This window comes from Cohaesibacter intestini (assembly GCF_003324485.1).
Taxonomy (GTDB): Bacteria; Pseudomonadota; Alphaproteobacteria; order Rhizobiales; family Cohaesibacteraceae; genus Cohaesibacter; species Cohaesibacter intestini.
In genome coordinates this window covers 87259-111430 of sequence record NZ_QODK01000006.1, presented here as the reverse complement: position 1 = coordinate 111430, position 24172 = coordinate 87259, and the positions used below count along the sequence as shown (strand labels likewise).

The window sequence follows — 24172 nt, the reverse complement described above, 5'->3', positions numbered from 1 at the left end:
ATATAAGCCTCAGGTGACGCTTTTACAATCATTTCAGCGCGTTGGGTACTAAAATAGGACCCATAAAGCGCGCCGTAAGAATGCAAAGATCACGATAGCATGGATGCGTAATCCAGATCATCAAGCCCGGCCGAGCGACGCGCCGCTGTCAGGGTGTTGGCCATTAACAAAGCAATCGTCATCGGGCCGACGCCACCCGGCACCGGTGTGATGGATCCGGCCCGCTCAGCAGCACTGTCATAGTCTACGTCCCCGACAAGACGGGTCTTGCCTTCGCCGCGCTCTGGCGCATCAATCCGGTTGATCCCCACGTCGATGACACAGGCACCGTCCTTGATCCAGTCGCCCTTGACCATTTGAGGCCGCCCAACCGCAGCAACGACAATGTCAGCGCCACGCACGACATCCGGCAGGTCTTTGGTCCGGCTATGGGCAATCGTGACGGTGCAGCTTTCCGCCAGCAGCAAAGCCGCCATCGGTTTGCCAACAATGTTCGAGCGGCCAATGACAACCGCATTCTTGCCCGACAGGTTGCCCAAAACCCGCTTGGCCAGAATGAGCGAGCCGGCAGGGGTGCAAGGCACCATCGCCTTGTCGCGCTCGCCTGCGGTCAACAAGCCGACATTGATCGGATGGAAACCATCGACATCTTTGTCTGGGCGTATCAGATTGAGCACCTTGGACTCGTTGATATGATCGGGCAGCGGCAACTGCACCAGTATGCCGTGAATGGCCGGATCGTCATTCAAATCGCCAATTAGAGACAACAAGGTTTCTTCCGTGACATCGTCCGCCAAAGTATGTTGCACAGAATGGAAGTTGCATTCCTTGGCGGCTTTGCCCTTGGAGGCGACATAGACCTTGCTGGCGGGGTCTTCGCCGACAATCACCACAGCAATGCCGGGCACCACGTTGGTTTCCTTGATCAGTTTCTCGGCTTCGATCGCGATTGTCGCGCGCAAATCAGTGGCGATGGCTTTGCCATCAATTCGGGTGGCGGTCATGCTGTTTCCCTCAAACCCATTGGCGACAAAATGATGCCGCTATGCTCTCAATTCCCGCCTACCTATAGCCCCGTTAAAACAGCCCTTCAATGTCGCCATTGTTATTAAGGTGGATAGATAGGGCTGCCGGTTTGCGCGGCAAGCCCGGCATGGTCATGATTTCACCGCAAATCACCACGACAAAACCGGCTCCGGCAGACAGGCGCACTTCACGAATCGGAACGGAATGCCCGGTCGGAGCGCCGCGCCAATCTGGATCAGTTGAAAAGCTATATTGCGTTTTGGCCATGCAAATCGGCAAATCGCCATAGCCTTGCTCTTCCCAACTGGCTAACTGGTTGCGAATCTTCTTGTCGGCGATCACTTCATTGGCGCGGTAGACCCGTTTTGCAATGGTTTCGATCTTTTCAAACAAAGGCATCTTGTTGGGGTAAAGTGGAGCAAATTGTGCATTGCCGCCATTGGCCAGTTTCGCCACTTTGTGAGCCAGATCGAGCGCACCCTTGGAGCCTTCTGCCCAATGGCGACAGACAATTGCCTCAATGCCAAACTTGGTGACATAGGTCTGAATTGCTTCTATTTCCGCGTCCGTGTCAGACGCGAAATGGTTGATGCCGACCACCACCGGCACGCCAAACTGTTTCACATTCTCGATATGGCGACCCAGATTTTTCAACCCGGCTTTCAGAGCCTCAAGATTCGGCTGGTCCAGTTCATGCTTGGTTGCTCCGCCATTCATCTTGAGGGCACGCACCGTGGCAACCACCACAGCTGCGTCCGGTGTCAGACCGGCCTTGCGGCATTTGATATTGAAGAACTTTTCTGCCCCCAGATCGGCCCCAAACCCTGCCTCCGTGACCACATAATCGGACAATTTCAACGCTGCTTTGGTGGCCACCACGCTGTTGCAGCCATGGGCAATGTTGGCGAACGGACCACCATGAACAAAGGCGGGATTGTTTTCCAGCGTCTGCACCAGATTGGGCTGCATTGCTTGCTTGAGCAGCACCGTCATCGCCCCGTCTGCGCCAATGTCGCGGCAGAAAACCGGGCTTTTGTCGCGGCGATAGCCGACGATGATATCTCCCAGTCGTCGCTGCAAGTCTTCCAGATCGTCGGCAAGACAAAGAATCGCCATCACTTCCGAGGCAACCGTGATGTCATACCCGCTTTCGGCAACAAAGCCATTGGCAACCCCACCAAGGCCGGTGGCAATATGCCGGAGTGAGCGATCATTCATATCAACCACCCGTCGCCATTCGACGCGGCGATTGTCGATCTCCTGTTCATTGTCCCAATAGATATGATTGTCGACCATGGCAGACAGCAGATTGTGAGCCGAGGTGATGGCATGGAAATCACCGGTAAAATGCAGATTCATGTCTTCCATCGGAACGACCTGCGCCAATCCGCCACCCGCCGCGCCACCCTTCATGCCAAAGCAGGGGCCAAGCGAGGCTTCGCGAATGCAGATAGACGTTTTCTTGCCAATGGCATTGAGCGCATCGCCCAGACCGACTGTCGTCGTCGTCTTGCCTTCGCCAGCGCTGGTCGGACTGATGGCGGTCACCAGAATCAGTCGACCATGCTTGCGTCCATTCAGACTGTTCAGGAAGGTTGTCGAAAGCTTCGCCTTGTCGTGTCCGAAGGGAACAAGCTCTTCGGCAGGAATGCCCAGTTTCGCGCCGATCTCGCTGATTGGGAGAACGCTCGCAGCGCGTGCAATTTCGATATCAGTGGGCATGCAAACTCCTTCAAATGCTTCGCTCAACGCCATCACAAGGACAAGTGTTCATGGCGCATCTTTCATATCAACTCACAATTTCGCCAGACTTGCCATCCATCAAAATGGGGAAAAAATGACTTCTCTTGATTGAGGAAGAGACAAGCTCTTTGCAGATTGGATCCAGAATGCTCATATGTCGCGAACAATAAAGGAGCAATCCACCATGGGAAATATTCATTGGCTGGGGGCAGGGCTGTCTTCAGTCCCCGGTATTCGTCGTCTGATTGAAAATGGCCGCCCGGTCACGCTTTGGAACCGGACCGTCGAAAAAGCGGAAGCCGCCACGGCTGGCCTGTCTGGAAACTTTTCGGTCAAAGCCTTCTCGCTCGACGCCCTGTCTGCCGATGTTACGGCGGGCGATGTGGTCATCTCGATGCTGCCTGCGACCATGCATCTGCAAGTCGCAGAGCTTTGCCTGCAAAAGGATGCCCATTTCGTATCATCCTCTTATATAAGCCCGGAAATGGCCGCTCTTGATGCAAAAGCCAAAGCCTCTGAGCTTTGCTTCGTCAACGAAGTGGGCCTTGATCCCGGCCTTGACCATTTGCTGGCCCATTTGTTGATGGCGGATTATCGTGCCAGCGACGTCTTTGATCCGACCAACAGTCACGATTTCCGGTCTTATTGCGGTGGCTTTCCGGCCAAGGCCAATGACTTCCGCTACAAATTCAGCTGGTCGCCTCTTGGCGTTCTGAAAGCACTGAAAAGCCCTGCCAAGGCGATCCTCGGTGGTGAGGAAGTCACAACCCAAAAGCCTTGGGATGCGATTTCCGATTTCACCGTGGGGCTGCCAAGCGGCGCGGAAACCTTCCAGTCCTATCCAAACCGGGATTCCCTTCCTTTCATGGATCACTATGGGTTTGAGAGTGACTGGTCAGTAAACACCTTCGTACGTGGTACATTGCGTTTGAATGGATGGTCCGACGCTTGGTCAGGCATCTTCAAATTTGTCGAGGAAGAAGCCGGCGGCCCGGATGGTGAGGCCAAACTGGCAGCCTTGAGCGATCAGCTTTGGACCGATCACGCCTATGATGAAGGCGAGCCGGATCGTGTGGTGCTTGTCGTTGACCTCAAAGCCTCCAAGGACGGGACCGTGGTCTGGCACAAGGATTATGTGCTGGACGCAAAAGGCGGTGCGGACTTCTCTGCCATGGCACGTTTGGTCTCTATCCCGGTCAGCCTTGCCGTGGAAGCCGTGCTGGACGGCGAATTGCCCAAAGGTGTTCAGGCCGCCCCAAGCAGCCCGACCATCATTCATCGCTGGTTCGAGGCACTCCGAGCCCAGGGCGATGAGTTCCATTTGACCGAACATGTCGCCTAAGACGCGCTTCGAACGGCGCGTATGACTCGCAAACTGCGAAAGCCCGGCCAATGGTCGGGCTTTTTGTTATCCTCAGTGCATGGCTGGCCAGCGCCGGGCGCTCGGCAATCTGTCTCCTGCAATCCAATCACCAAGACAGTTTGTCAGCCAACGCCCGGCATTTTGCCGAACCACCCATCCACACCCCTTGCCGTACCCGCATCTCTCCAGCAAAGCTTTGTTTCAAAGACAGTTTTCAAAAACTGCAACCAAGCAATCACCTTGTTGGAGACCCACATATGAACGCTAATGCAAAGACAATCCATTGGCTTGGAGCAGGGCTTGCCTCTGTTCCTGGCATTCGCAGATTGATCGCCAAAGACTATCCTTTGAAGCTCTGGGAACGCGATCTCGATAAGGCCATTTTGGCGACCCGTGGACTTGCGGGCCAGTTCGAAATCTGTGAAGCAACTGATGGAGCGCTCGAAGCGACCATCCGAGCCGGTGATATCGTGGTGTCCATGCTGCCAGCCTCATTCCATCCAGCAATCGCTCAATTGTGCCTTGAATGTGGAGCCCATTTTGTCTCCTCTTCCTATATCGGCCCTGACATGCAGGCCCTTCATAACGCCGCCAAGGACAAAGGTCTGGTGCTGATCAATGAGGTTGGCCTCGATCCGGGCATCGATCATTTGCTGGCTCATCTCTTGATGGATGACTATCGCAAGAGCAGCCATTTTGACCCCTCAAACAATCATGATTTCCAGTCTTATTGCGGCGGCTTTCCTGCCATTGCCAATGACTTCAAATACAAATTCAGCTGGTCGCCGCTTGGCGTATTAAAAGCCCTCAAAAGCCCGGCACGGGCAATTCAGGATGGCCGCGAGACCGTGATCGAGCGGCCATGGGATGCGGTTGAAGACTACCCGATTGAGTTGGCATCCGGCTTTGAAACTTTCCAATCCTACCCGAACAGGGATTCCCTGCCATTCATGGCCGAATATGGCATTGGAGAAGACTGGAATGTGACGCGCTTTGTGCGAGGAACCTTGCGTCTGGCTGGCTGGTCAGAGGCATGGGCAGATATTTTCAAAACCATTGAAACGACCCATAGTGAGAATGATGACGCCGAGCTTGCCCAACTGTCCGACCGCCTCTGGGCAGACCACGCCTATCATGAAGGTGAGCGGGACCGGGTGGTCATGTCAGTGGAATTGAAAGTGACCCGCAACGGCCAAACGCTCTGGCATAAGGCCAAAAGCCTCGACAGCTACGGCACCAATCAGGCAAGCGCCATGGGTCGTTTGGTGTCGATCCCCGTCAGTCTGGCGGTGGAAGCCATCTGTCATGATGAATTGGCAGCTGGTGTTCAGGCCGCGCCTCATCATCCCGCGGTCATCCGCAGCTGGCTTGAAACCATCGCTGAACATGGCGACATGATCCACCATGCAGACTATTGCCTCAAGGCCCGCATGGAAGCCGCTGAATAAGCAATCTGAATAAACAAAAAGCCCGGAGCGTCAAACGCTTCGGGCTTTGTCATAACAGTTGAAATGAAAGATCATGAGACCTTTTTGATGACTTCCTGTTTGGCTTGTTGTTTGGTCAACAGCTTGCCTTGCTCGCTCTTGGCCAGCAGAGCGCGTGCCTTTTCATATTTGTCGTCATACCAGAACATCGTGCAGCCGTTGCAGCCACGACCACAACACCCTTCGGTGCCCAGACGCGGGCTCTTGGTCGACCGCTTGGTCTGGTCTGCGTCCATCGCCGCCTGTAGCTTGACATTCTTGCGCTCATACAGCCCTTCGTCGCCGCGACCCAGTTCCAGATCATGGGCCTCGGAATCATGCTTCAACCGCTCCCACTGGGCAGGGGTCAAGGCGCGTTCCTTGCGCAGAACGGTCATCACGGGCACATGCTGGCGCAGCATCTCGGGGTCTTCATGGTCAAACAGCGAGAAGGGAATCCGCACCTGTGGCTTGGTGCCCGGATTAACAATCGTCTGGATCTTGCCGTTCTTGGCGTCTTCGAACTCATAAAGACGGATCGGGATCGGCGAACGCAGATAAGGCGAGACCAGCTCGATCACATCACCAGCTTCGAGCCGGTTCTTGACGTCGACAATGAAAGCATCGTCTCGGACTTCAGACACCATGCCGGCAAATTCCCACTCGGCAAAGGTCGATGTCTCTTCATAACCATGGGCGTAATTGGTCAAGCGACCATCATGGAAGGCAAGGGTATAGCCACGGTTTGGCACAGTCGCCAGTTCTTCCATATAGGCTTCCGGGTCCCAATTGTCGCGATCCTCATACCAGTCATCAATTGCCATGCGATAGGCACGCGCCACCAAAGCCACATAATAAGGGCTCTTGCCGCGCCCTTCGACCTTGAGGCTGTCGACGCCAATGGAGAGATAATCAGACAGCTTTGGCATGATGCACAGATCGCGGCTATTGAGAATGTAGGAGCCGCGCTCATCCTCAGTAATCTGCATCAGCTCGCCGGGGCGCTGTTCCTCTTCAAGGAAAAAGTCAAACAGCTCCATATTCTCTTCCGACAGTTTCAATTCGCGCACGGTGCCGTCGCGCAGCTTCATATGGACCTTATATTTCCAGCGGCAGCTATTGGCGCATGACCCTTGGTTGGCGCCGCGCTCGGCCATGAAGTTCGACAGCAAGCAGCGGCCCGAATAGGTCATGCACATCGAGCCATGAACAAAGGCTTCGAGCTTGATGTCCGGGCACTTCTCCCGCACCTCGGCCAGTTCCTTGTACGAGACCTCACGCCCCATCACCACCAGCTTGGCACCCTGCATTTCCCAGAATTTGACCGATTGCCAGGAACAGACATTGGCCTGGGTCGAGACATGCAGTTCCAGCTCGGGGGCTTGCGATTTGACGAACATGAAGACGCCGGGGTCAGCCACGATCAAGCCATCCGGCTTCACCTTGCGAACGGTCTCGACATATTGCGGCAGCTTGTCGATATCCTTGTTGTGGGAGAACAGATTGAGCGTCAGATAGACCCGTTTGCCATGCGCATGGGCGAACTCAATGCCCTCAACCACATCATCAAGGCTCATCTGAGACTTGGTCCTCAGCGACATGTCTGGTGTACCCATATAGATGGCATCCGCACCATACAGCACGGCCATTTTCAGTTTTTCAAGATTGCCCGCAGGCATCAACAATTCTGATCGGTCCGGGCGAATGGATTCGGTCTGATCCGAATTGATAGCGGTCACGCTGGCCATATGGGTCTCCTTATTGCCTCGCAAGGCGTGACTGATACCAAAAGATCCCTATAAAAACCACCCCAAAGCGCGACATTCTTGCTGTGGGGATTGCCAGATTTTGTGCTGGCATTGAACAAAATCAATTCAAGCGGGTGCATTATTATTTATACTTGCGATAATAGAAATATTGCATATGCGTTTGGGCAAGGCGCAACAACCACGCAACAGGGGGCGAGAATGGAGCTATCCGGTGAAGTGTTGTGCGCAGCGAACGCTGCGGAGGTGCGGCAACGGTTTTTCAACCCGATCTTGCTGAAAGCCTGTTTTCCCAATTGCCAAGACATACAGGAAGTGGCCCCGGGGTGGTTTCATGTTCGCCTGTTGCGTTGGGGAGACGACAAAGAGGAAACCCGGCAGGAAATCCGCTTGCTTCCTGGTGAGCACGACAACGCGTTCACCATGACCTCCAAAGCCCTTGACGAGAATGCGACTATCCTTAGCAGTCACAACAGCATCCGACTGGAAGAAAGAGCAGAGGGCACCCTTCTGACCTATCATGTTTCCCTCGAACTGGGAACCTTGACCGATGATCCCGCGTTTGATCCCAAGAGGACACTCATGTTGGCCTCGCAACTCTTCGAAGCGATCGCAGACAAGGTAAAAAAGGAGAAACTCCCAATGACAGATAAGGAAAAGGAAGCTGAACTGGAAAAAGCCATGCACAAAGCCGAGGACGCGGTTTTGGAACTCGAGCAGGAAGCAGAAGGAGCCGCTGCAAAAGGGTTTTTGGGCGGTGCACAAGGCTGGGGGCTGATAGCTCTGGGTATTCTGGTGTTGGCATTGCTGATTTTTTACCGTTGATGACCCGCTGTCATCAGTGAATGGAAAGACCACAAACAGGGAGGAGCCGATGCGTGCTGCCCGCAAACAGCAATCTGGCGCAACGGCGTATGAGGCATGCCTCGCTTGGGCGCGGACTCTTGTCGCCTTTTTCATATTGACCGTGAGCACCTCTGTCGCTTCGGCGAGCAGCCCGCTGGTGAGTGCCGAATGGGTCTTGAGCAATCTGGGAAGCGAAGATGTCGTTTTTGTCGATCTTCAACCTGTCAATGGATATGCCCGCGTCCACCTGCCCAACGCAGTGAATACCCAATATGGCCAATGGCGTCAGCGTCGGCCGGTCAAGGGCAAGGCCTTGCCGGATATTGCCTATCTCGAAAAGCTGCTTGGCAGCCTCGGCATAAAGCCGACCGATCACATTGTCCTTACCCCAATTGGCATGAATGCAGGTGAAATCGCTGTTGCGACAAGAATCTATTGGACCCTCAAAGTCATTGGACATGAAAAGGTGTCGATCCTTGACGGTGGCTTGATTGCCTATAGTCGCTTGCCAAAACCCATTTTCACCAAACAAATGACCCGTGTGAGGGCGACAAAATATACTGCAAACCCCAATCCCGCCATGGCACCCTCGATGGATGACGTGTTGACTGCGTGGAAGAAGGGTATGGCCATTTTTGACTATCGCTCGCATGAAGAATATGTAGGCAAGGCGGGCGGTCCACGTCCCGGTACGATCCCCGGAGCGCAAAATCTGCCATTTGATCAGCTGGTTGAACCCAAGCAGGGTGGCAAATTCCTCACTCTGGAGCGCGCCAAAGCTTTATTTTCCACGCAGGGCATGGATCCGATGCAGGCTCATATTGGCTTTTGCAACTCCGGCCACAGGGCATCTTTGGCCTGGTTCGTTACCCATGAGCTGCTCGGCAATAAACAGGGCTTGCTGTATGATGGATCGATGGCCGAATGGCAGCAATATCCGGACAATCCAATCGCAGTGCCCAAATAGAGTTTGCTGATGAAGGTGGGGTCTAGTCCGGTTTTTTGCGTGGTGGAAGAATGCGTCCCAAATTGGCTTCCTGAGCATCGCCAGCTTTGAGATGATGCATCAGCAATTCCAGATCACGCTCACGGACATCCGCTTCGATGTCCTGAATGCGTTCGGTCGATATGCCCAGATGATCAAGTGCGGCGCGGCCGAAATTAATGCCGCTCTCGAAGGTCTCGCGCACCTGAAAATCAACGTCACATTTGGTCAGCTCCACCGCATGGGCGCGGTCAGTTGCCCGGCAAAATATTGCGGCTTTGGGGAAATGTTCCCGGATCAGATCGATGGATTTTGCCATTACGATCGGATTCTCGACGCAGAGCGCAATCAACAAAGCCTGTTCCGCACCGGCCAGCCGCAGCACATCCTCGCGTGTGGCATCGCCATAGTAGACCGGCAGGCCATGACGCCGTGCGACAGCAATACGCTTGGTATTGTTATCAATGGCCACGATCCGCAACCCCTCCGCCATCAGCATCTGCGAGACGATCTTGCCGAAGCGACCAAAACCCACCACCAGCACATGCGGTTCGCTCTTGTCGACCATCTCCAGTTCGGGCTCGATGCGCTCCGGGTAGCGATTGGCCAGATAGCGTAAGGCCGCATCATGGCCTTTGCCGACAAAGGGCGTCATCACCATGGTGACAATCACGATCGCCGTCATGACCGTGAAAGCAGGACTTTGCAAACCCGCAGCTGACGCTGCGGCAAACAGGACGAACGAAAACTCGCCAGCCTGTGGCAAGGCAACCGCGATATAGCCGGCATCGATACTGGAAGAACCCGTCACTCTGGCAAGCAGCCACAGGATCAACCCCTTCAACGCCATCACCACCACGACACCAACCAGAATGATTGGCAACTCCGCCAACGTCACCGGCAAATCGAGCGTCATGCCGACCGTCATGAAAAACAGTCCCATCAGCAGCGAACGGAAGGGAAAGATATCCGCTTCCAGCGTGTGGCGAAAGCTGGATTCCGCCAGCATGATTCCTGCCAGAAACGCCCCCAAAGCCATCGATAGACCGGCCAAGTGCATGATCCCGGCGCTGCCCAGTGCCACCAACAACGCAGCAGCCAGCATGATTTCACGGGCCTTTGTGGCAGCCAGCATGGAAAAGACATGGGACAGCAGATAGCGCCCCACCAAAATTACGATCAGCACGGCCGCGACGGTGATGCCAATCTGACTGGCGACACTTTCATGACTTTCCACCCCAGAAGAAGGCGCTACAATGCTGACCATCGCCAACAAGGGGACGATCGCAATATCCTGCATCAACAGGATTCCAAAGGCCCGTTGACCATAAACGGTCGAGAAGTGTCCGCGCTCTTGCAGGATTTGGACGGCAAACGCCGTGGAGGACAAGGCCATACCGAAACCACCGACAAAGGCGATTGGTTGGGACAGACCAAACAAGGTGAAAACCGCTCCCAAAACCAGTCCAGTCAAGACAATCTGACTGGTTCCAAGCCCGAAAATATCGGCCTTCATGCGCCAAAGGCGTTCAGGTTTGAGCTCCAACCCCAAGACAAACAGCAGCAGCACGACCCCTAATTCGGCAATAGGGACGATGTCTTCTGTCGAAGGGATGAAGGAGAGACCAAACGGGCCGATAATCATGCCTGCAATCAGGTAACCGATGATCGATCCGACCCCGAGACGTTTTGCAATGGGCACGGCAATGACGGCGGCGCCCAGGAAAACGATAGAGTCAGTTAGATATGAAAAGTCGGCTGAGCTGGCCATGTTACCTCAAGCAAGGGATATGGGGAGAGGAAAGAACCTCAATCTCCCAAAGCGGCGTGATTCTAGTTGCATTATAGTCTTTACCCACGCCCCTGAATATCGCTTACCTAGGAGTTATACGAAAGCCGCAATTGAAAAAGCCCGCCACGCAAAGGCATGGCAGGCCGGACTATTTCGAAAAATCGGCGACAATTTAGCGTCGCGCCACCCTGCGGCGCTTCTTATTGCCACATCCCCAATACCAGTCCCGTCGATTGCCCACATCAACATGCACATAGGACGAGCGGCAATAGAGGCCGACGCCGCCAATGCCGGGCAGGGTGCGGGCAAACTTCACCAATGCCTGCTTGCTAACGCCCGGAACGCGAATATCCGCAGCCTTGCAATACATGTGCTGGGAGTTCTTTGCCCCACGCACCCGTCGATTGTGGGACTTTGACCGATAGCCGGACGTGATGACGACTTTCTTGCCATAATGCTTCTCAATCTTGGTAAGCAACTTCACAAGGTCAGGCTTGAGGCAGCCAAGCTGAACCTTGCCATGGGCCACCAAAAACCGCGATTTGCCACTGCGGACCGGCTTGCTGTCCAATCCGTTGGCATAGGCCATCACAGTTCGCTTGGACATGCTGTTATGCGTACTGGTCGACATGGTGACACCATTGTTGCCAGTGGTCTGACACCCCGCCAGAACAAGTGCAAGAATGGCAAAAAGCCCAGATTTGAAACTCAACATCTATACTACCTCATCGCGGACACCGAGGGCCCACATCGTCATGGCGCAGCGAAGGTTGGGGGACACGGCTGCGCACAAGGGCTCTTGCCACGCAACACAATGAAGGTGCATGAGCGAAGGCCAAAAACAGTTCGCTTGCAGGGCCGGTCAGGCTCTGTTGCGGCGAACAAAAAACTGGAATTCGAGCCCTTAAAGGGCGTTCATCGGTGCGCTCGGACTTCATCGCCGCGCGTCGTTCCTTCGGATCTTTTTTGTCTTGCGAAGAAGGACGCGGTCACCATGGGGTACTTCTGTTGAACCCCAAAGGCTGACATGAGGGCAGCATCACGCATGCCGTCACGAAAGCGTGACCGGAAATGATGGTCAACTGTGACAGCATTAAGGCGTTGGGGCTGATCAAAAGGCCCATTTTTACGAATATTTGCCTCAAAAGGGCAGGTTTAATAACTGAATGCTTAATAGAAAACCCGAGCGACCAGCGGGATCGCTCGGGTAGGATGCAAATTATATCATTGCACCTGAAACAAATTTACCACTTGCCGGTATTTTCCATCGAAGCCCAAGGCTCCTGTGGTGGCAGGCTATCACCTTCCTGTAGCAACTCGATGGAGATGTTGTCCGGTGAGCGAATGAAGGCCATGCGGCCGTCACGTGGAGGACGGTTGATCGTCACGCCGGCATCCATCAGCTTCTGACAGGTTTCATAGATGTTGGGAACACTGTAGGCGAGGTGACCGAAGTTGCGGCCTTCATCATATTCTTCCGGATCCCAATTGTGGGTCAGCTCGAGGCAATTTTCATATTCCCCGTCAGTAGAAAGGAAAATCAGCGTGAAGCGACCGGATTCATAGTCGTTTCGGCGCACTTCTTTCAGACCCAGTTTGTTGCAATAAAAGTCGAGAGACTTTTCAACGTCGGCGACGCGCACCATAGTGTGCAAATATTTCATGGTATGAATTCCTCGATTCAAACAAAGACCAGTTCAGACACGGACTCGGTCATCTACGTAAGCACAGGGAGCGGTGGATGCAAGACACAGTTTCAACCCGACATACACAGGACCCCGCGCAACAGCTTCTGAAGCTGATTGATGAAGCCTCTTCCATCGTCGCCTTTACCGGTGCGGGCATCAGCACTGAAAGCGGTATTCCCGATTTTCGATCCCCCAATGGAATTTGGTCGAAAATGGAACCCATCCAGTTTGCCGATTTTGTTCGCTCTGAAGCCGCACGACGGGAAGACTGGCGCCGCCGCTTTGTCATGAACGAAGAATTTGCGATCGCCGAGGCCAACGAAGGGCACAAGGCGCTTGTGCGCTTACAGGCGATGGGGAAACTGACCTGTACCATCACGCAGAATATCGACGGGCTGCATCAGAAAAGCGGGCTGTCCGATGACCATGTCATCGAGATCCATGGCAACAGCACCTATGGCGCTTGCCTTGATTGCCAGACCCCAATGTCTCTGCCTGATGCAAAGACCCATATCGAGACGCATGACAAAGCGCCACGCTGTGACGCATGTGGCGGTCTCGTCAAAGCGGCGGTCATTTCCTTCGGGCAGGCAATGCCTGAAGACAAGATGAAGGATTCCCTCACTCATATTCAGATGTGTGACCTGATGATCGTGTTGGGATCGTCGCTTGTGGTCTATCCTGCAGCACGTCTGCCAGAGATCGCCAAACGCAATGGCGCAAAGCTTGTCATCATTAACCGCGACCCAACGCCACTTGATGACATGGCAGATCTTTGCGTGCATGGAGAAATCGGCAAAGTTATGCAGTCCATTCGTTGATCTGGCAGCATTCAAACAGGCCCAGAACCGGCATTGCTATGCAGACCAAACACAAAAAGACGGCGACTCCCGCTTTCTACTTATTTGGACTGTAAATAGACGAGCGATTTTTTGCCCATGCGTGAGAAAAACAGGGCGCAAAAACGAAACCTGCAAAAAGTAAAAAAATTATTGATGCACTCACGGTGGCAAATGGTATCCTCCTTTTGAGAATCGACCATAGTATTGAGTCGGGAACGAGGCTACGCAAAGCATTGAGGCACTAAGATGGGGGTGAAAAACGCACCGGAGCGGCAACCCGTTGAAAGTGAAGCATCTGAGGACCAGTCTGTTGACGTCATTCAGGTTGCTGGCAAGATCAAATGGTTTGACGTAGCCAAAGGCTTCGGCTTTATCATGGCTGATGACATGAGTGCCGATATCCTCTTGCATGTGACTTGCTTGCGTCGTGACGGATACCGGACCGCATATGAAGGCGCACGGATCGTCTGCGAGGCGCTCAAGGGTCCCAAGGGCCTGCAGGCCCTTCGAATTCTGTCCATGGACGAAAGCACAGCCCTCCATCCTTCCCAACTGCCACCTGCCAACACCCATGTCAAAGTGACGCCAACCAGTGAGCTGGAGACCGCTTGGGTCAAATGGTTCAATCGGGAAAAGGGCTTTGGTTTCCTCACGCAAGGTGAGGGGACCCCGGATATCTTCATTCACATGGAGACTCTGCGGCTTTATGGCCTGACCGAACTACGCCCGCATCAGGAAGTTATGGTGCGTTATGGACCAGGGCCAAAGGGCAAGATGGCGACCGAAATTCGGCCCTCTACTGGCGGCCACATTCCACCATCCCATTGAGTTTTGCGGCATTGCTCGGCCAATGCACGTCGAAAATCACCTCTCAGCCTTGTGTTCATGCAGCAGTTGAGGCGTGATCGGCTTTTGTATTTCTGTGGCTATTTGACCCTTGAGCGTGTGCTGAAAGATTCCTCTCGCAATGATAGCATTGCTGCGGTAGCCGATAACCAAAGCAGGAACCGTTTCGGGCGTACTGCTCGGGCACTCGTGCAAAAGAGCGCCTGTTCGTGTCGACTACCACCCCCAACTTTGCTTGTTGAACAATCAACATTGGTTGAGCATCTCGACCTCACTCGTGGAATTATTGTATGATCCATGCAAGCGGCAGAGTGCATCGGCCCTTGGTGAGTTCTGAGCGCGTTGCGGGTCTCTTATATTCCCTTGTTGTTCTTTCAGTTGCAGTCGAGACATGTTCATGGCCTCAAGATTTTTTGCGTTTATGGTTTCCTTGGTAAAATGCTGTCTGGCGGTGAGTCTGGTGTTTGTCACACTCTGCGTCATTGGACCGGGTACTTTCATCCAAGCTCAAGCCAACCCGACAGCGAGCGCTGACAAAATGAACGCTAAACTCATCATTCAGTCCGGTGAAAAGCGACACAATTTTTCAATAGAAATTGCCGACGATGATGCCACGCGCGCCAAGGGTCTGATGTATCGCACCAAAATCGCGCCGGACCACGGCATGTTGTTTGACTTTGAAAAGACCGAACAGGTCTATATGTGGATGAAAAACACCTATCTTTCCCTCGACATGCTGTTTGTCAGTGCCGATGGCACCATCCGTCATATCGTCAAGAACACCACGCCCTTGTCCCAGTCGATCATCAGCTCCGGTGGCCCGGTGCGCTATGTTCTGGAAGTGAAGGCCGGGACTGCAGACCGACTGGCACTTTCTCGCGGCGACAGGCTCCTGCATCAATTGTTCACACCCCCCAAGGCAAAATGAGGAGGTGGGTGACTTTGCGCTTGCTCCTTTTGAATGCGGTTGCTATTCAATCGCCATCTTCGTTGGCTGCATAACGCACCATTGCGAAAATATGTCGGAGCGTAGCGCAGCCTGGTAGCGCACCTGATTTGGGATCAGGGGGTCGGAGGTTCGAATCCTCTCGCTCCGACCACTTCTTTCAGCAAATGATTGAAATCTGTAGGCACGGGCAGTATCTTGCTCCGGCGTGGTGACTCATGGACTAGCACCACCAAAGGGGAGAACATCGATGGCAAAAGCGCGCATTTATCAACCGGCAAGGAATGCAATGCAGTCCGGCATGGCCAAGGCCAAGCATTGGTGCCTGAAGTTCGAGCCCATTCAGGGTAAGAATGTTGAACCCTTGATGGGTTATACAAGTTCCACAGATACGCGCCAGCAACTCGATTTGACCTTTGAAACCAAAGAAGATGCAATTGCTTATGCCAAGCGTCATGGCATCGACTATCAGGTGAGTGAGCCCAAAAAGCGCAAGCGGATCGTCAAGGCCTATTCGGACAATTTTGCGATCAACCGCATTGATGGCAATTGGACGCATTGAGTCCAACACCACATTTGCCTGAAGCATGCATCACAGAAAACCAAAACCGTTTTTGAGCCGATGAGATAATCTCTCGTGATCCGCGCTCTAGCAATCTCTTGCATTATTCTGTCCCAAGCAGGTATTGCCGAGACCTGACGACACCGGTGAAAAGACGCCATTGCGTCCTGTGGCCGGGTCAGACGGGTTTTCAAAATCCTTGTTTGGCAAGTTATCGGGCGCATGCGTCGCCCTGATACTGGTCAAACGGGCACAGCCAATGGCGCGTCATTCACAACTGGTCTCAAGATTTCCAAAAAACTGATTGAAAAGCACCAGTGAGACCCTTAAAAGTGGCCTCCAAATTGCAGTAATCTCAAGTGAGATGCGAGACGGACCTTTCCGTATCTCGCCGCATGCCGGCCGAAGCAAGAATATCTCATTGTTTCAACGTGTTGGCCCCTTAGCTCAGTTGGATAGAGCAGCTGACTTCTAATCAGCAGGTCGAGGGTTCGAATCCTTCAGGGGTCGCCAGCTTTTCCAAGGTTTCAGCGGTGCATTGCCGGTGCTTTCCTCAAAACCCAACCTCTGCGTCAAATAATCCAAGCCACGCCTTCAATCTTGCCAATGGTTTGACCGCGTGAAACGATAAGTGCCTCTTGACCCCGCATGTGAGGCGATCATGTCCATTTTTGACTCCCTGCTTCCCATTTTGTTTCTGATTGTCTTGGGTATGCTACTGCGCTGGACCCAGTTGGTCAGCAGCGACGTCATCGCGGGTATCAAGAAGCTGATCGTCAGTCTGATCTTGCCGAGCGTTCTGTTCACGGTCTTTCTCGACATGGAGATGAAGATCGCCTATCTGGGACTTTGGTTGCTCGTGGCGTTAATCTGCTTGGGGCTTTATGGGTTGGGACTTCTCTTTGGGAAATGGCTGGCGCCGCACCATCCCTGGTTTCCATTTTTGTTCACCGGCTTTGAATATGGCATGTTGGGTGTAAGCTTATTTGGTGGTGCCTATGGCATGGAAGCGGTTGGCTATATTGCTATTGTCGATCTGCCGCATGAATTGTTCATCTGGTTTGTCTTTGCACCAATGCTGATAGTCCGTCGAGATGGACGCTCCAACCCGTCGACGATCCTGAAAATGTTTGCGGCATCTCCCGTTACCTTGGCATTGTCGGCCGGGCTTGTGCTAAATGCGCTGGGACTCGCTGAGATTGTCAAAACAGCACCCGTTTTTTCAAGCTTTTATGCAACACTCAAACTGCTAACTGTCATGGTTGTGCCGCTGATCTTGCTGGTTGTGGGCTATGGTATCAAGGTCCAACGCGAAGGTTTGGGAGATGTGGTTCGGTTGGTGACCCTTCGGTATGGTCTTGTCGTGCCAGCGGCCTTGCTGCTCAATCACATTGTGATCGACGGGTGGCTCGGCTTGGGGGCTGGCTTTCAGGCCGCATTCTTTATTTTGCTGATATTACCACCACCCTTCATCATTCCTCTGTTTATGCAAAAGGCGAGAGAAGAGGAAATGGCATTTGTGAGCAACAGCTTGGCGGTATCAACCGTTATCAGTCTGATTTGTTTTAGTCTCTATGTGATAATAAACCCGATTGTTTGAAGCACCAATCACGATGCCCGACCAACAGTTCAACAACACTGAGGCTTTCTGGAAAGTCATAGCAAAGTCGTGATTGGATAAGGACGGGTTAGTTGAGAGCGTCGATATTCAAAGGGATGCGGAGCTTGATTTCCGTATTGTTGTCCCGACGGCCCATTGCCCAGCTGCCTTGAAGACGCTTGAGGATATGATCAGCCACGAGAAAGCTGCCTGTCCGCTCTTCGCCGAACAAGTTGGAGAGTTGCATAACCTCGCGGCCTTCATAATCATAATTCTCAACTTCGGCATCTTCGGATGCGCCGAATTCGGAAATGAAAATCTCCAGATTTGTTGGCTGCAGCTCGTAACTGACTGCGATGTCGCTGGCCATTTCCCCATGACGAATGGCCCCGCGAAGCGTAATGGTCAGCAGGTCTTGTAGCAGCATAGGATCAGACAGGATGATGGAATCCTCAACCTGTTCGTAGAAACTCACCCGTTTGCTGAACTGCTCAGCCTCCAAACTGCAGGCTTCGACCGTGCTTGACAGCAACTGACTGACGTCGAACGGCGAGAGGACGACTTCTGATCGTTTGTGGCCATTGCTCAGACTCGCATTCATATAGGGCATTTCATTGCGAATGCCCGACAGACATGCGATCGCATCGGCCAGATGACTTTTCGCCTCCTCCCTCGTGTGGTTGTGAAGAGACGACATGGCTAGCACGGAATAGCCATGCACCTTATCCAACTGAGACCGCAATGACCGCATCCAGGCATCGGTCCTTTGGTCTTCGTCGAGATGGTGCTGGGTATTGGCGCGGCGTTTTGATGCCGCGTAAAACACCCGTTGCAACAGTTTCTCAAGGGTAAGATGGGATAGATTCTGCTTGGCTAAGAAGAAGTCGGCACCGGATTCAAGGCTCAAACGCTGAAAACTTTCGTCATCCAGCGAAGACATGACCACCATCATATGCGGAGCGCCTGATCTGGAGGCGAGTTCCTGCAGCAGGGAAACAGACGAATCTTCTCCCATCCAATAATCGAATAGATAAAGATCGAACTCTTGCTGGGTGCAAAGACGGCGCGCCTCTCTGAGAGACGAAGCCGTTTGAACCTTCAAGTCGAAACCGTTTGCCTGTTGCAATAGCCAGCTAACATAGCGAATGTCGATCGGATCATCGTCGATCAACAGACACGACATCTGAACCGAATGACCCCCATAGTCAGCGCCATCAGAAACAGGGCTAGTTTCCGATATATCATCCATCAAACTGCCAGCCATAGTCTTCCCCCAAGCTCCAGCCTTCTCTTAAAGGTAATAGACAAAGCGGATTTCACAAATGCAATTTAATGGAGAAGCCTTCCCGGCCAGAAAAGTCTTCTGACAAAGTCCAACCGTGACGCTTGCATACCTGGGCACAAATACTCAATTTCAGCCCGGCACTCATATCGATGTCATTGGTGCTGATGGTTGTGAATGGCTCAAACAGTCCGGATTTTTCCGTAGTTTCAAAAACATAACCAGAGACCGAAATGTCGAGCGTCCTCGCGAAGGGTGAAACCTCGTCCGAATGCAATGATATTTTGATCAACGGCGACAAATCATAAGATTTGAACAGAAATATCAACAGGTTGTTAAAAAGGAGGGTCAGTAGCATTCTGTCGGCCTGAACCAAAATCTCTTCATCACTTGCAAAAGTGACTCGATCATCACCAAGCCCCAAGCTGAGTCGGCATGACTCTACGATTTCGACGAAGGAAACAGTCTCGCAGTTTAGTGGTAGAAAATGCGCGGAACTGAAGGCGCGGAGTTCATCCAGTCGAATATCAAGTTCTGCCGCCCGGTTCTTGATCATATCGACAACGGTTAGCGTCTCCTCATCAACCACTCTCTGGGTGTTCTGAACCAGTATTTCGCTAAGTTGAGCGATTTGCCTGACAGGTGCTTTGACATCATGGGCTATACGCCGACTGACTTCATGATACGACTTGGAAGAGTGTGGGAGATGGTCGTTGGCCTGTGCTTGAGCATGTTGATCAAGCTGCCTTTCCAATGCATGAATATAGTCAAACAATTCATCTCGAGAAAGAAGAGTAAGATCTGTCACATATGCACCCAAAAAACCATCGATTGATCGGTCGCGGTCGCGATCCGGTCCACAGGCTGAAGACTAGCACGAGAGTCCGCGCGTCGGTCAAGGAAAGTCGCATACCCAAGGAGGGTGAGACGCTCGCGCATTTTCTCACAGCTGGCTTCACTGAATGGCAGGCAATTTGAGCGTCACTTTTGTTCCCACTCCGGGCTGACTTTCAATCAAAACACCTCCCTGATGACTGACGGCAATTCGGTCCACGATCGACAGCCCCAGCCCGGTGCCTTCCTGAGACAGCTCCGGTGGCAATTTGCAGCGCCCAAATGGGGCTTTTGCGATTTCGATGTCGTCTTGGCTCATGCCGATGCCGGAATCCTCGATCGACACACAGTGGGTTTCGCCGCATGAATGTACGCGAACCGCAATATGCCCGCCATCTGGCGTGTATTTTATCGCGTTGGACAGAATGTTGACAATGGCTTGCGTAATCAAGGACGGCTGACAATAGACCGGAATGGCCTCATTTGATGGAGAAAGATCCACGTTGATGGACTTGTTCTGAGCCAAGATCAGCACAAGCTCAAGCGCCTTGTCTACCAACAGATTAAGGTTGGCCTGTTCAAACGGCCCACCAACGCTGTTGATCTTGTCGCTCGCGCTTAAGACAAGATTGTTGATCACTTCGAGCAAATGCAATCCGCCCGACCGGATCAAGTTGGCATAGTCACGATACTGATCTGGAACCGGCAAGTTGAGGCAGTTGCTTGAAATGATCTCTGCATACCCCATGATTGCATTCAATGGCGTCTTCAGATCGTGGCTCATGTTGGCATAGAAAGCATTCTTCGCTCGGGTCGCTTCCTCAAGATCGAAAATGGCCCGATGAAGCTCTTGTTCCAGTCTGTGATTGTGCAGAGCGGTGGTTATTGTGGCTTCCAGCATTTTCGCATTGAGCTGTTCTTTGTCGATACAGCTGACAGCACCGGCTTTGAGGGAGATCTTTTGAATATCCGGGGCCAACATCCCTGTAATCAGGATCATCACGCAATCAGACTGACGGCCACCAAAAGCGCTCATAGCAAGCACGCCGGTGTCGTCTCCCAAACAGAAGTCAATCAGAACAACATCATAGCGACGGTGAGTGGCAGCAAGCTTGGCTTTGGCAAGAGAAGACGCTCGGTCAATTTTGGCGCTGTATCCTTTGGCTTCGAGCATGAAGCGTTTGATGATGTGAAAATCAAAATCATCATCTTCAACAATGAGCACACTCAACTGCTCTTTTTGCGCAAGAGATTGTCCATGCCAGCCCAGATCATCATTTGGGACTGGACAGCTCTCAACGGCGTCCAACAATTGACTCTCATAACGCATAAGTTCGCCCCCCTTTCCAGAAACTGGCATACGAACTAACAACGCAAAATGGCGACATAGGTGATTCTTCCTACGTAAGTTATTTGTAACATGCAAATATAAGATGATCAATCGCAATACTTTCACTCCCCTGGCCGTTACTTGAAAATAATAGACAGAATCACTCAAAAGCATGGAATCAGAGCTGGATATTTGCTGCACTACCGACCATGTTTGAAATTCATTTGTGACAATGACGATTTCTGTCACAAATGAAGTAGTGCAATCATGTGGCGGCAAACCTTCAAGACAAGTGCGTCCCGCTGCGCAACCCGATGGAGTGGTAGCAACACGTAAGGCTTTACTGCACTGCCATTTATCCAACGCGTGCACACCCTCAGTTTACACAGTGAATTCATTCCTTTCCCTGTGCAAAGGGTATCAAATCCGGTAAGACAAGCCATCTCTCGATCCTTTTTCGCCGCGAGCGGAAGTGACAAGACAAAGAGGCTATCATGTCTGACACCGGCCTGTTTCCAAACGATCCGTCTTCACCGGACAACCAGCCACGCTGGCAGTCGGGCCCGGCTCAGCCACAACCTGAACCAGATTGGATCACATCACTGAGTGATGCGACGGAAAACTGGCTCTCTGCCCTTTGTTCCTCACGTCTCAAGGCCTTTCTGGCGCTGATGCTGTTCGCCTTGGTGTGTTTCATGCCCGGCTTCAACACCATTCCTCCCGTCGATCGTGACGAAGCCCGATTTGCGCAGGCCTCCAAGCAAATGATGGAAAGCGGCGACTATGTCGATATTCGCTTTCAGGATGGCACCCGCTACAAGAAACCGGTTGGGATCTACTGGCTTCAGGTTGCTGGTGCCAAAATTTCAGGGCAGGGGGAAGATGCCGGTATCTGGGCCTATCGTCTGCCTTCCATGGCCGGTGCGTTGCTTTCTGTCGGCTTCACTTTCCTGATTGGCATGCGTATGGCCTCTGTCCGTGTCGGATTTCTGGCAGGTATTGCCATGTCGGCTGCGATCTTGCTGGGGGTCGAGGCACGATTGGCCAAGGCTGATGCCATGTTGCTCGCCACGATCCTTGCCGTGCAATGGCTATTGTGGGAGCTCTATGAAAACCGAGCAGGATTGAAGCGCTATCAGGCCTCCATTCTCTGGGTGGCTCTGTCTATGGGCATTCTGATCAAGGGGCCGATTGTCCTGATGGTCTCGGGCCTGACCGTCCTTTTGCTCGCCGCACAAGAACGCTCTTTTGCATGGCTCAAGGGCACACGGTGGAAGCTTGGTATTCCGTTGATGTTGTTGATCACGCTGCCATGGTTCATTGCCATTGGCCTGCATACGGACTGGGCTTTCTATGTTGACTCGGTCGGCAAGGATATGTTGGCCAAGGTTGCCACAGGCAAGGAATCTCACGGAGCGCCTCCGGGAACCTATCTCGCAATTTCCAATCTGACATTCTGGCCTGTCTCCATTTTTCTGCTCTTGTCCCTTGGCTGGGTCTGGAAACAAAAGAAACAACATGCGGTGCGCTTCGCCCTGTCTTGGATCTTGCCCACCTGGGTGATCTTCGAGCTGGTCTCCACCAAGCTGCCGCACTACGTCCTGCCGACTTTCCCGGCATTGGCTTTGTTGACGGCCTTGGCATTGGAAAATCGCGCAACGAGCTGGAATAAGCTCTGGGCCAAAATTATCGCTGGGTTCGTGCCGCTGATTGCCGCCATTCTCGGCATCGGCGCCCCGATTGCCCTATTCATCATTGAAGGCGTAATCAACCCCGCAGCGCTGGGGCTGGGCCTTGTTGCTGTTGGTCTCGGCCTGTTGTCCTTCTCGGTTCTGGTGCGTGGACGGGTGATGGCAGCCTTCCTATTGGCAGCCCTCGTGGCTCCGGTCCTGTATCTTTCGATCCATGGCACCATTTTCCCGGCCCTGAACAATGTCTGGCTATCAAATCAGATGGCAGCATCTGTCAATCGCAACAAACCCTGCGAGTCGATCGAGTTGGCCAGCGTTGGCTACAGCGAGCCAAGTCTGGTCTTTTTGATGGGCACGGATACACAACTGATCGATCCCAGCCAAACCAAACAGGCCGCTGACTTTCTGATTGAAGCAGGGTGCCGGATGACCATCATTGAACAAAGCAGGGAACCTGCCTTCCTTGAAGCCATCGGCAACCGGGCCGACCTGATCGAGGCCGTCGATCACGTCAAGGGTTTTAAACTGAATGGTGGTAAGTGGCAAAGTTTCGCCCTATATCGGATGAAAATGTAAGCCAGACCACAAAACCAGACCACCAGCCCGGCCTCGTGCTGAGACAATTTTGGAACAATTCATGTCCCTGCTTGCCTCTATTCCCCGTGCTATTTTTCGCCTGAAAGACCAGTGGAAGCACTTCCGCACGCTTCGCGCCGTCCGGTCTTTTCAGGTGCGGTCCGGGCATTTTGGCGCCGCTGTTCGGCATCCCGATTGGCTTTTGATCCTCACGGTCGTTGTCAGTCTCATTGCCATTGGGTTTCTTTTCGTTGATCAAGCCGCCGGCCACTGGAAGTCAACCATCTCGCCGCAGACCTATGCCTTCTTTCGCACATTGACGGAAGTCGGCAAGTCCGAATTTCTTTTGGTGCCCGCCGCCTTGGCCATTCTCCTGCTCGGCTTGCTTTCGTGGGACCATTTGCCCCGGTCGGCCAAGGCAGTGCTGACCAACTACCAATTGTTGGGACTCTATGCCTTTGTCGCTGTCGCTGGCTCGGGCATCTCAAACAACCTTTTCAAAATGGCCATCGGACGCGCACGGCCGCGCCATTTTGATACCCTCGGCCCATTCCATTTCGACCCGCCGGGCCTGTCATCTGGCTTCCAGAGTTTCCCGTCCGGCCACTCGACTACGGCAGGGGCGATGGCCGTTATCTTTCTTCTGCTTTTCCCCCGCCTTAAATGGATCTGGCTTGGTCTGGGGCTGTGGGTGGCCGCATCACGCGTCATTGTCGGGGCGCATTACCCTTCCGACACGGTCGCCGGTTTTGCCTATGGCGCAAGCTTTGCGTGGCTATTGGCCCTGTGGTTTGCCAACCGCCGCTTGCTGTTCCGTGGTGAAAAAGGCTTGATCCGCTTGCCCTCCAGTCGCCCACTGGCTATATCGAAGCTGCTCAAGGCTCTTCACTTCCTGCGCCACAAGGCCTAGGACCAAGCCGAAGTGCAGGGCGACCGGCGTCCGAGAGCAACAACAACGCCCGATCAAGGGCAAGTTCGGAAGGCATTC

General features: G+C 53.1%; 20 protein-coding genes and 2 tRNA genes. 13 read left to right on the top strand and 9 right to left on the bottom strand.

The annotated features are described in order from the left end of the window. Positions 1-89 precede the first annotated feature (89 nt). Together folD and DSD30_RS18505 are read right to left on the bottom strand one after the other, a co-directional pair. Entirely contained in the window at positions 90-1004 is a 915-nt protein-coding gene (gene folD, locus DSD30_RS18510; protein WP_114011231.1) for a bifunctional methylenetetrahydrofolate dehydrogenase/methenyltetrahydrofolate cyclohydrolase FolD, read from the bottom strand. Positions 1005-1077: 73 nt separating this feature from the next. Next, positions 1078-2748 (bottom strand): formate--tetrahydrofolate ligase, encoded by a 1671-nt coding sequence (locus DSD30_RS18505; protein ID WP_198663043.1) that lies wholly within the window; start codon positions 2746-2748, stop codon positions 1078-1080. A gap of 205 nt (positions 2749-2953) precedes the next feature. Between DSD30_RS18505 and DSD30_RS18500 the strand changes: the two genes are divergently transcribed. Together DSD30_RS18500 and DSD30_RS18495 are read left to right on the top strand one after the other, a co-directional pair. Further along, the gene (locus tag DSD30_RS18500; RefSeq protein ID WP_114011229.1) at positions 2954-4111 is read left to right on the top strand and encodes a saccharopine dehydrogenase family protein; all 1158 of its coding nucleotides are present in this window, start codon (positions 2954-2956) and stop codon (positions 4109-4111) included. Between the two features lie 278 nt (positions 4112-4389). Beyond that, a complete protein-coding gene (locus DSD30_RS18495) occupies positions 4390-5580 on the top strand; it encodes a saccharopine dehydrogenase family protein (protein ID WP_114011311.1) in 1191 nt (396 codons plus the stop codon). 71 nt (positions 5581-5651) lie between these two features. On the opposite strand, the gene DSD30_RS18490 is transcribed toward DSD30_RS18495, so the two are convergent. Further along, on the bottom strand, positions 5652-7346 hold the full coding sequence (locus tag DSD30_RS18490) for a peptidase U32 family protein (RefSeq protein WP_114011228.1): 1695 nt from the start codon (positions 7344-7346) through the stop codon (positions 5652-5654). A gap of 219 nt (positions 7347-7565) precedes the next feature. Here DSD30_RS18490 and DSD30_RS18485 point away from each other — a divergent pair, with 219 nt between their 5' ends. Both DSD30_RS18485 and DSD30_RS18480 read left to right on the top strand, forming a co-directional pair. Further along, positions 7566-8189: an SRPBCC family protein gene (locus DSD30_RS18485; RefSeq protein ID WP_114011227.1), complete on the top strand. Its 624-nt coding sequence runs from the start codon at positions 7566-7568 to the stop codon at positions 8187-8189. Positions 8190-8238: 49 nt separating this feature from the next. Continuing rightward, positions 8239-9177 (top strand): sulfurtransferase, encoded by a 939-nt coding sequence (locus DSD30_RS18480; protein WP_114011226.1) that lies wholly within the window; start codon positions 8239-8241, stop codon positions 9175-9177. Between the two features lie 22 nt (positions 9178-9199). Here the strand turns inward: DSD30_RS18480 and DSD30_RS18475 are convergent, their stop codons facing one another. From DSD30_RS18475 to DSD30_RS18465, 3 genes are all read right to left on the bottom strand, one after another. Next, positions 9200-10966: a monovalent cation:proton antiporter-2 (CPA2) family protein gene (locus DSD30_RS18475; RefSeq protein WP_114011225.1), complete on the bottom strand. Its 1767-nt coding sequence runs from the start codon at positions 10964-10966 to the stop codon at positions 9200-9202. A gap of 193 nt (positions 10967-11159) precedes the next feature. Then, on the bottom strand, positions 11160-11702 hold the full coding sequence (locus tag DSD30_RS22000) for a YcbK family protein (protein WP_114011224.1): 543 nt from the start codon (positions 11700-11702) through the stop codon (positions 11160-11162). A 529-nt stretch (positions 11703-12231) separates the two neighbouring features. Further along, positions 12232-12651 (bottom strand): VOC family protein, encoded by a 420-nt coding sequence (locus DSD30_RS18465; RefSeq protein ID WP_114011223.1) that lies wholly within the window; start codon positions 12649-12651, stop codon positions 12232-12234. Between the two features lie 77 nt (positions 12652-12728). On the opposite strand from DSD30_RS18465, the gene DSD30_RS18460 reads away from it, so the two are divergent. The 7 genes from DSD30_RS18460 (at position 12729) to DSD30_RS18430 (ending at position 17471) form a co-directional block, all read left to right on the top strand. Further along, positions 12729-13496 (top strand): SIR2 family NAD-dependent protein deacylase, encoded by a 768-nt coding sequence (locus DSD30_RS18460; protein WP_114011222.1) that lies wholly within the window; start codon positions 12729-12731, stop codon positions 13494-13496. 267 nt (positions 13497-13763) lie between these two features. After that, positions 13764-14345: a cold-shock protein gene (locus tag DSD30_RS18455; protein WP_114011221.1), complete on the top strand. Its 582-nt coding sequence runs from the start codon at positions 13764-13766 to the stop codon at positions 14343-14345. A gap of 556 nt (positions 14346-14901) precedes the next feature. Then, a complete protein-coding gene (locus DSD30_RS18450) occupies positions 14902-15291 on the top strand; it encodes a DUF192 domain-containing protein (protein ID WP_245418536.1) in 390 nt (129 codons plus the stop codon). 95 nt (positions 15292-15386) lie between these two features. After that, a tRNA-Pro gene (locus DSD30_RS18445) sits at positions 15387-15463 on the top strand. Positions 15464-15559: 96 nt separating this feature from the next. Continuing rightward, positions 15560-15871 carry an ETC complex I subunit gene (locus tag DSD30_RS18440; RefSeq protein ID WP_114011220.1) on the top strand — a complete coding sequence of 104 codons (312 nt, stop codon included), beginning with the start codon at positions 15560-15562 and terminating at the stop codon, positions 15869-15871. A 436-nt stretch (positions 15872-16307) separates the two neighbouring features. After that, positions 16308-16384 (top strand) — tRNA-Arg (locus DSD30_RS18435). Between the two features lie 148 nt (positions 16385-16532). After that, the gene (locus tag DSD30_RS18430) at positions 16533-17471 is read left to right on the top strand and encodes an AEC family transporter (protein ID WP_114011219.1); all 939 of its coding nucleotides are present in this window, start codon (positions 16533-16535) and stop codon (positions 17469-17471) included. Positions 17472-17559: 88 nt separating this feature from the next. Here DSD30_RS18430 and DSD30_RS18425 read toward each other — a convergent pair whose 3' ends face one another. The 3 genes from DSD30_RS18425 to DSD30_RS18410 all read right to left on the bottom strand — a co-directional run bounded on the left by DSD30_RS18425 (position 17560) and on the right by DSD30_RS18410 (position 21280). Continuing rightward, positions 17560-18735: a response regulator gene (locus tag DSD30_RS18425; RefSeq protein ID WP_114011218.1), complete on the bottom strand. Its 1176-nt coding sequence runs from the start codon at positions 18733-18735 to the stop codon at positions 17560-17562. A gap of 52 nt (positions 18736-18787) precedes the next feature. Next, positions 18788-19561, bottom strand: coding sequence for a phytochrome family protein (locus DSD30_RS18420; protein WP_157967770.1), 774 nt, complete (start codon positions 19559-19561; stop codon positions 18788-18790). A gap of 147 nt (positions 19562-19708) precedes the next feature. Beyond that, positions 19709-21280: an ATP-binding response regulator gene (locus DSD30_RS18410; RefSeq protein ID WP_157967769.1), complete on the bottom strand. Its 1572-nt coding sequence runs from the start codon at positions 21278-21280 to the stop codon at positions 19709-19711. Positions 21281-21411: 131 nt separating this feature from the next. Here DSD30_RS18410 and DSD30_RS18405 point away from each other — a divergent pair, with 131 nt between their 5' ends. Together DSD30_RS18405 and DSD30_RS18400 are read left to right on the top strand one after the other, a co-directional pair. Further along, positions 21412-23184 carry an ArnT family glycosyltransferase gene (locus tag DSD30_RS18405; protein ID WP_114011214.1) on the top strand — a complete coding sequence of 591 codons (1773 nt, stop codon included), beginning with the start codon at positions 21412-21414 and terminating at the stop codon, positions 23182-23184. A 61-nt stretch (positions 23185-23245) separates the two neighbouring features. After that, entirely contained in the window at positions 23246-24094 is an 849-nt protein-coding gene (locus tag DSD30_RS18400) for a phosphatase PAP2 family protein (protein WP_114011213.1), read from the top strand. Positions 24095-24172 lie beyond the last annotated feature (78 nt).

Bases quoted from the DNA above. Each gene is read 5' to 3' on its own strand.
- DSD30_RS18465 (WP_114011223.1), bottom strand. From the start codon at position 12,651: ATGAAATATTTGCACACTATGGTGCGCGTCGCCGACGTTGAAAAGTCT.
- DSD30_RS18505 (WP_198663043.1), bottom strand. From the start codon at position 2,748: ATGCCCACTGATATCGAAATTGCACGCGCTGCGAGCGTTCTCCCAATC.
- DSD30_RS18480 (WP_114011226.1), top strand. From the start codon at position 8,239: ATGCGTGCTGCCCGCAAACAGCAATCTGGCGCAACGGCGTATGAGGCA.
- DSD30_RS18475 (WP_114011225.1), bottom strand. From the start codon at position 10,966: ATGGCCAGCTCAGCCGACTTTTCATATCTAACTGACTCTATCGTTTTC.
- DSD30_RS18440 (WP_114011220.1), top strand. From the start codon at position 15,560: ATGGCAAAAGCGCGCATTTATCAACCGGCAAGGAATGCAATGCAGTCC.
- DSD30_RS18455 (WP_114011221.1), top strand. From the start codon at position 13,764: ATGGGGGTGAAAAACGCACCGGAGCGGCAACCCGTTGAAAGTGAAGCA.
- DSD30_RS18425 (WP_114011218.1), bottom strand. From the start codon at position 18,735: ATGGCTGGCAGTTTGATGGATGATATATCGGAAACTAGCCCTGTTTCT.
- folD (WP_114011231.1), bottom strand. From the start codon at position 1,004: ATGACCGCCACCCGAATTGATGGCAAAGCCATCGCCACTGATTTGCGC.
- DSD30_RS18400 (WP_114011213.1), top strand. From the start codon at position 23,246: ATGTCCCTGCTTGCCTCTATTCCCCGTGCTATTTTTCGCCTGAAAGAC.
- DSD30_RS18430 (WP_114011219.1), top strand. From the start codon at position 16,533: ATGTCCATTTTTGACTCCCTGCTTCCCATTTTGTTTCTGATTGTCTTG.
- DSD30_RS18490 (WP_114011228.1), bottom strand. From the start codon at position 7,346: ATGGCCAGCGTGACCGCTATCAATTCGGATCAGACCGAATCCATTCGC.
- DSD30_RS22000 (WP_114011224.1), bottom strand. From the start codon at position 11,702: ATGTTGAGTTTCAAATCTGGGCTTTTTGCCATTCTTGCACTTGTTCTG.
- DSD30_RS18500 (WP_114011229.1), top strand. From the start codon at position 2,954: ATGGGAAATATTCATTGGCTGGGGGCAGGGCTGTCTTCAGTCCCCGGT.
- DSD30_RS18450 (WP_245418536.1), top strand. From the start codon at position 14,902: ATGAACGCTAAACTCATCATTCAGTCCGGTGAAAAGCGACACAATTTT.
- DSD30_RS18405 (WP_114011214.1), top strand. From the start codon at position 21,412: ATGTCTGACACCGGCCTGTTTCCAAACGATCCGTCTTCACCGGACAAC.
- DSD30_RS18460 (WP_114011222.1), top strand. From the start codon at position 12,729: ATGCAAGACACAGTTTCAACCCGACATACACAGGACCCCGCGCAACAG.
- DSD30_RS18485 (WP_114011227.1), top strand. From the start codon at position 7,566: ATGGAGCTATCCGGTGAAGTGTTGTGCGCAGCGAACGCTGCGGAGGTG.
- DSD30_RS18495 (WP_114011311.1), top strand. From the start codon at position 4,390: ATGAACGCTAATGCAAAGACAATCCATTGGCTTGGAGCAGGGCTTGCC.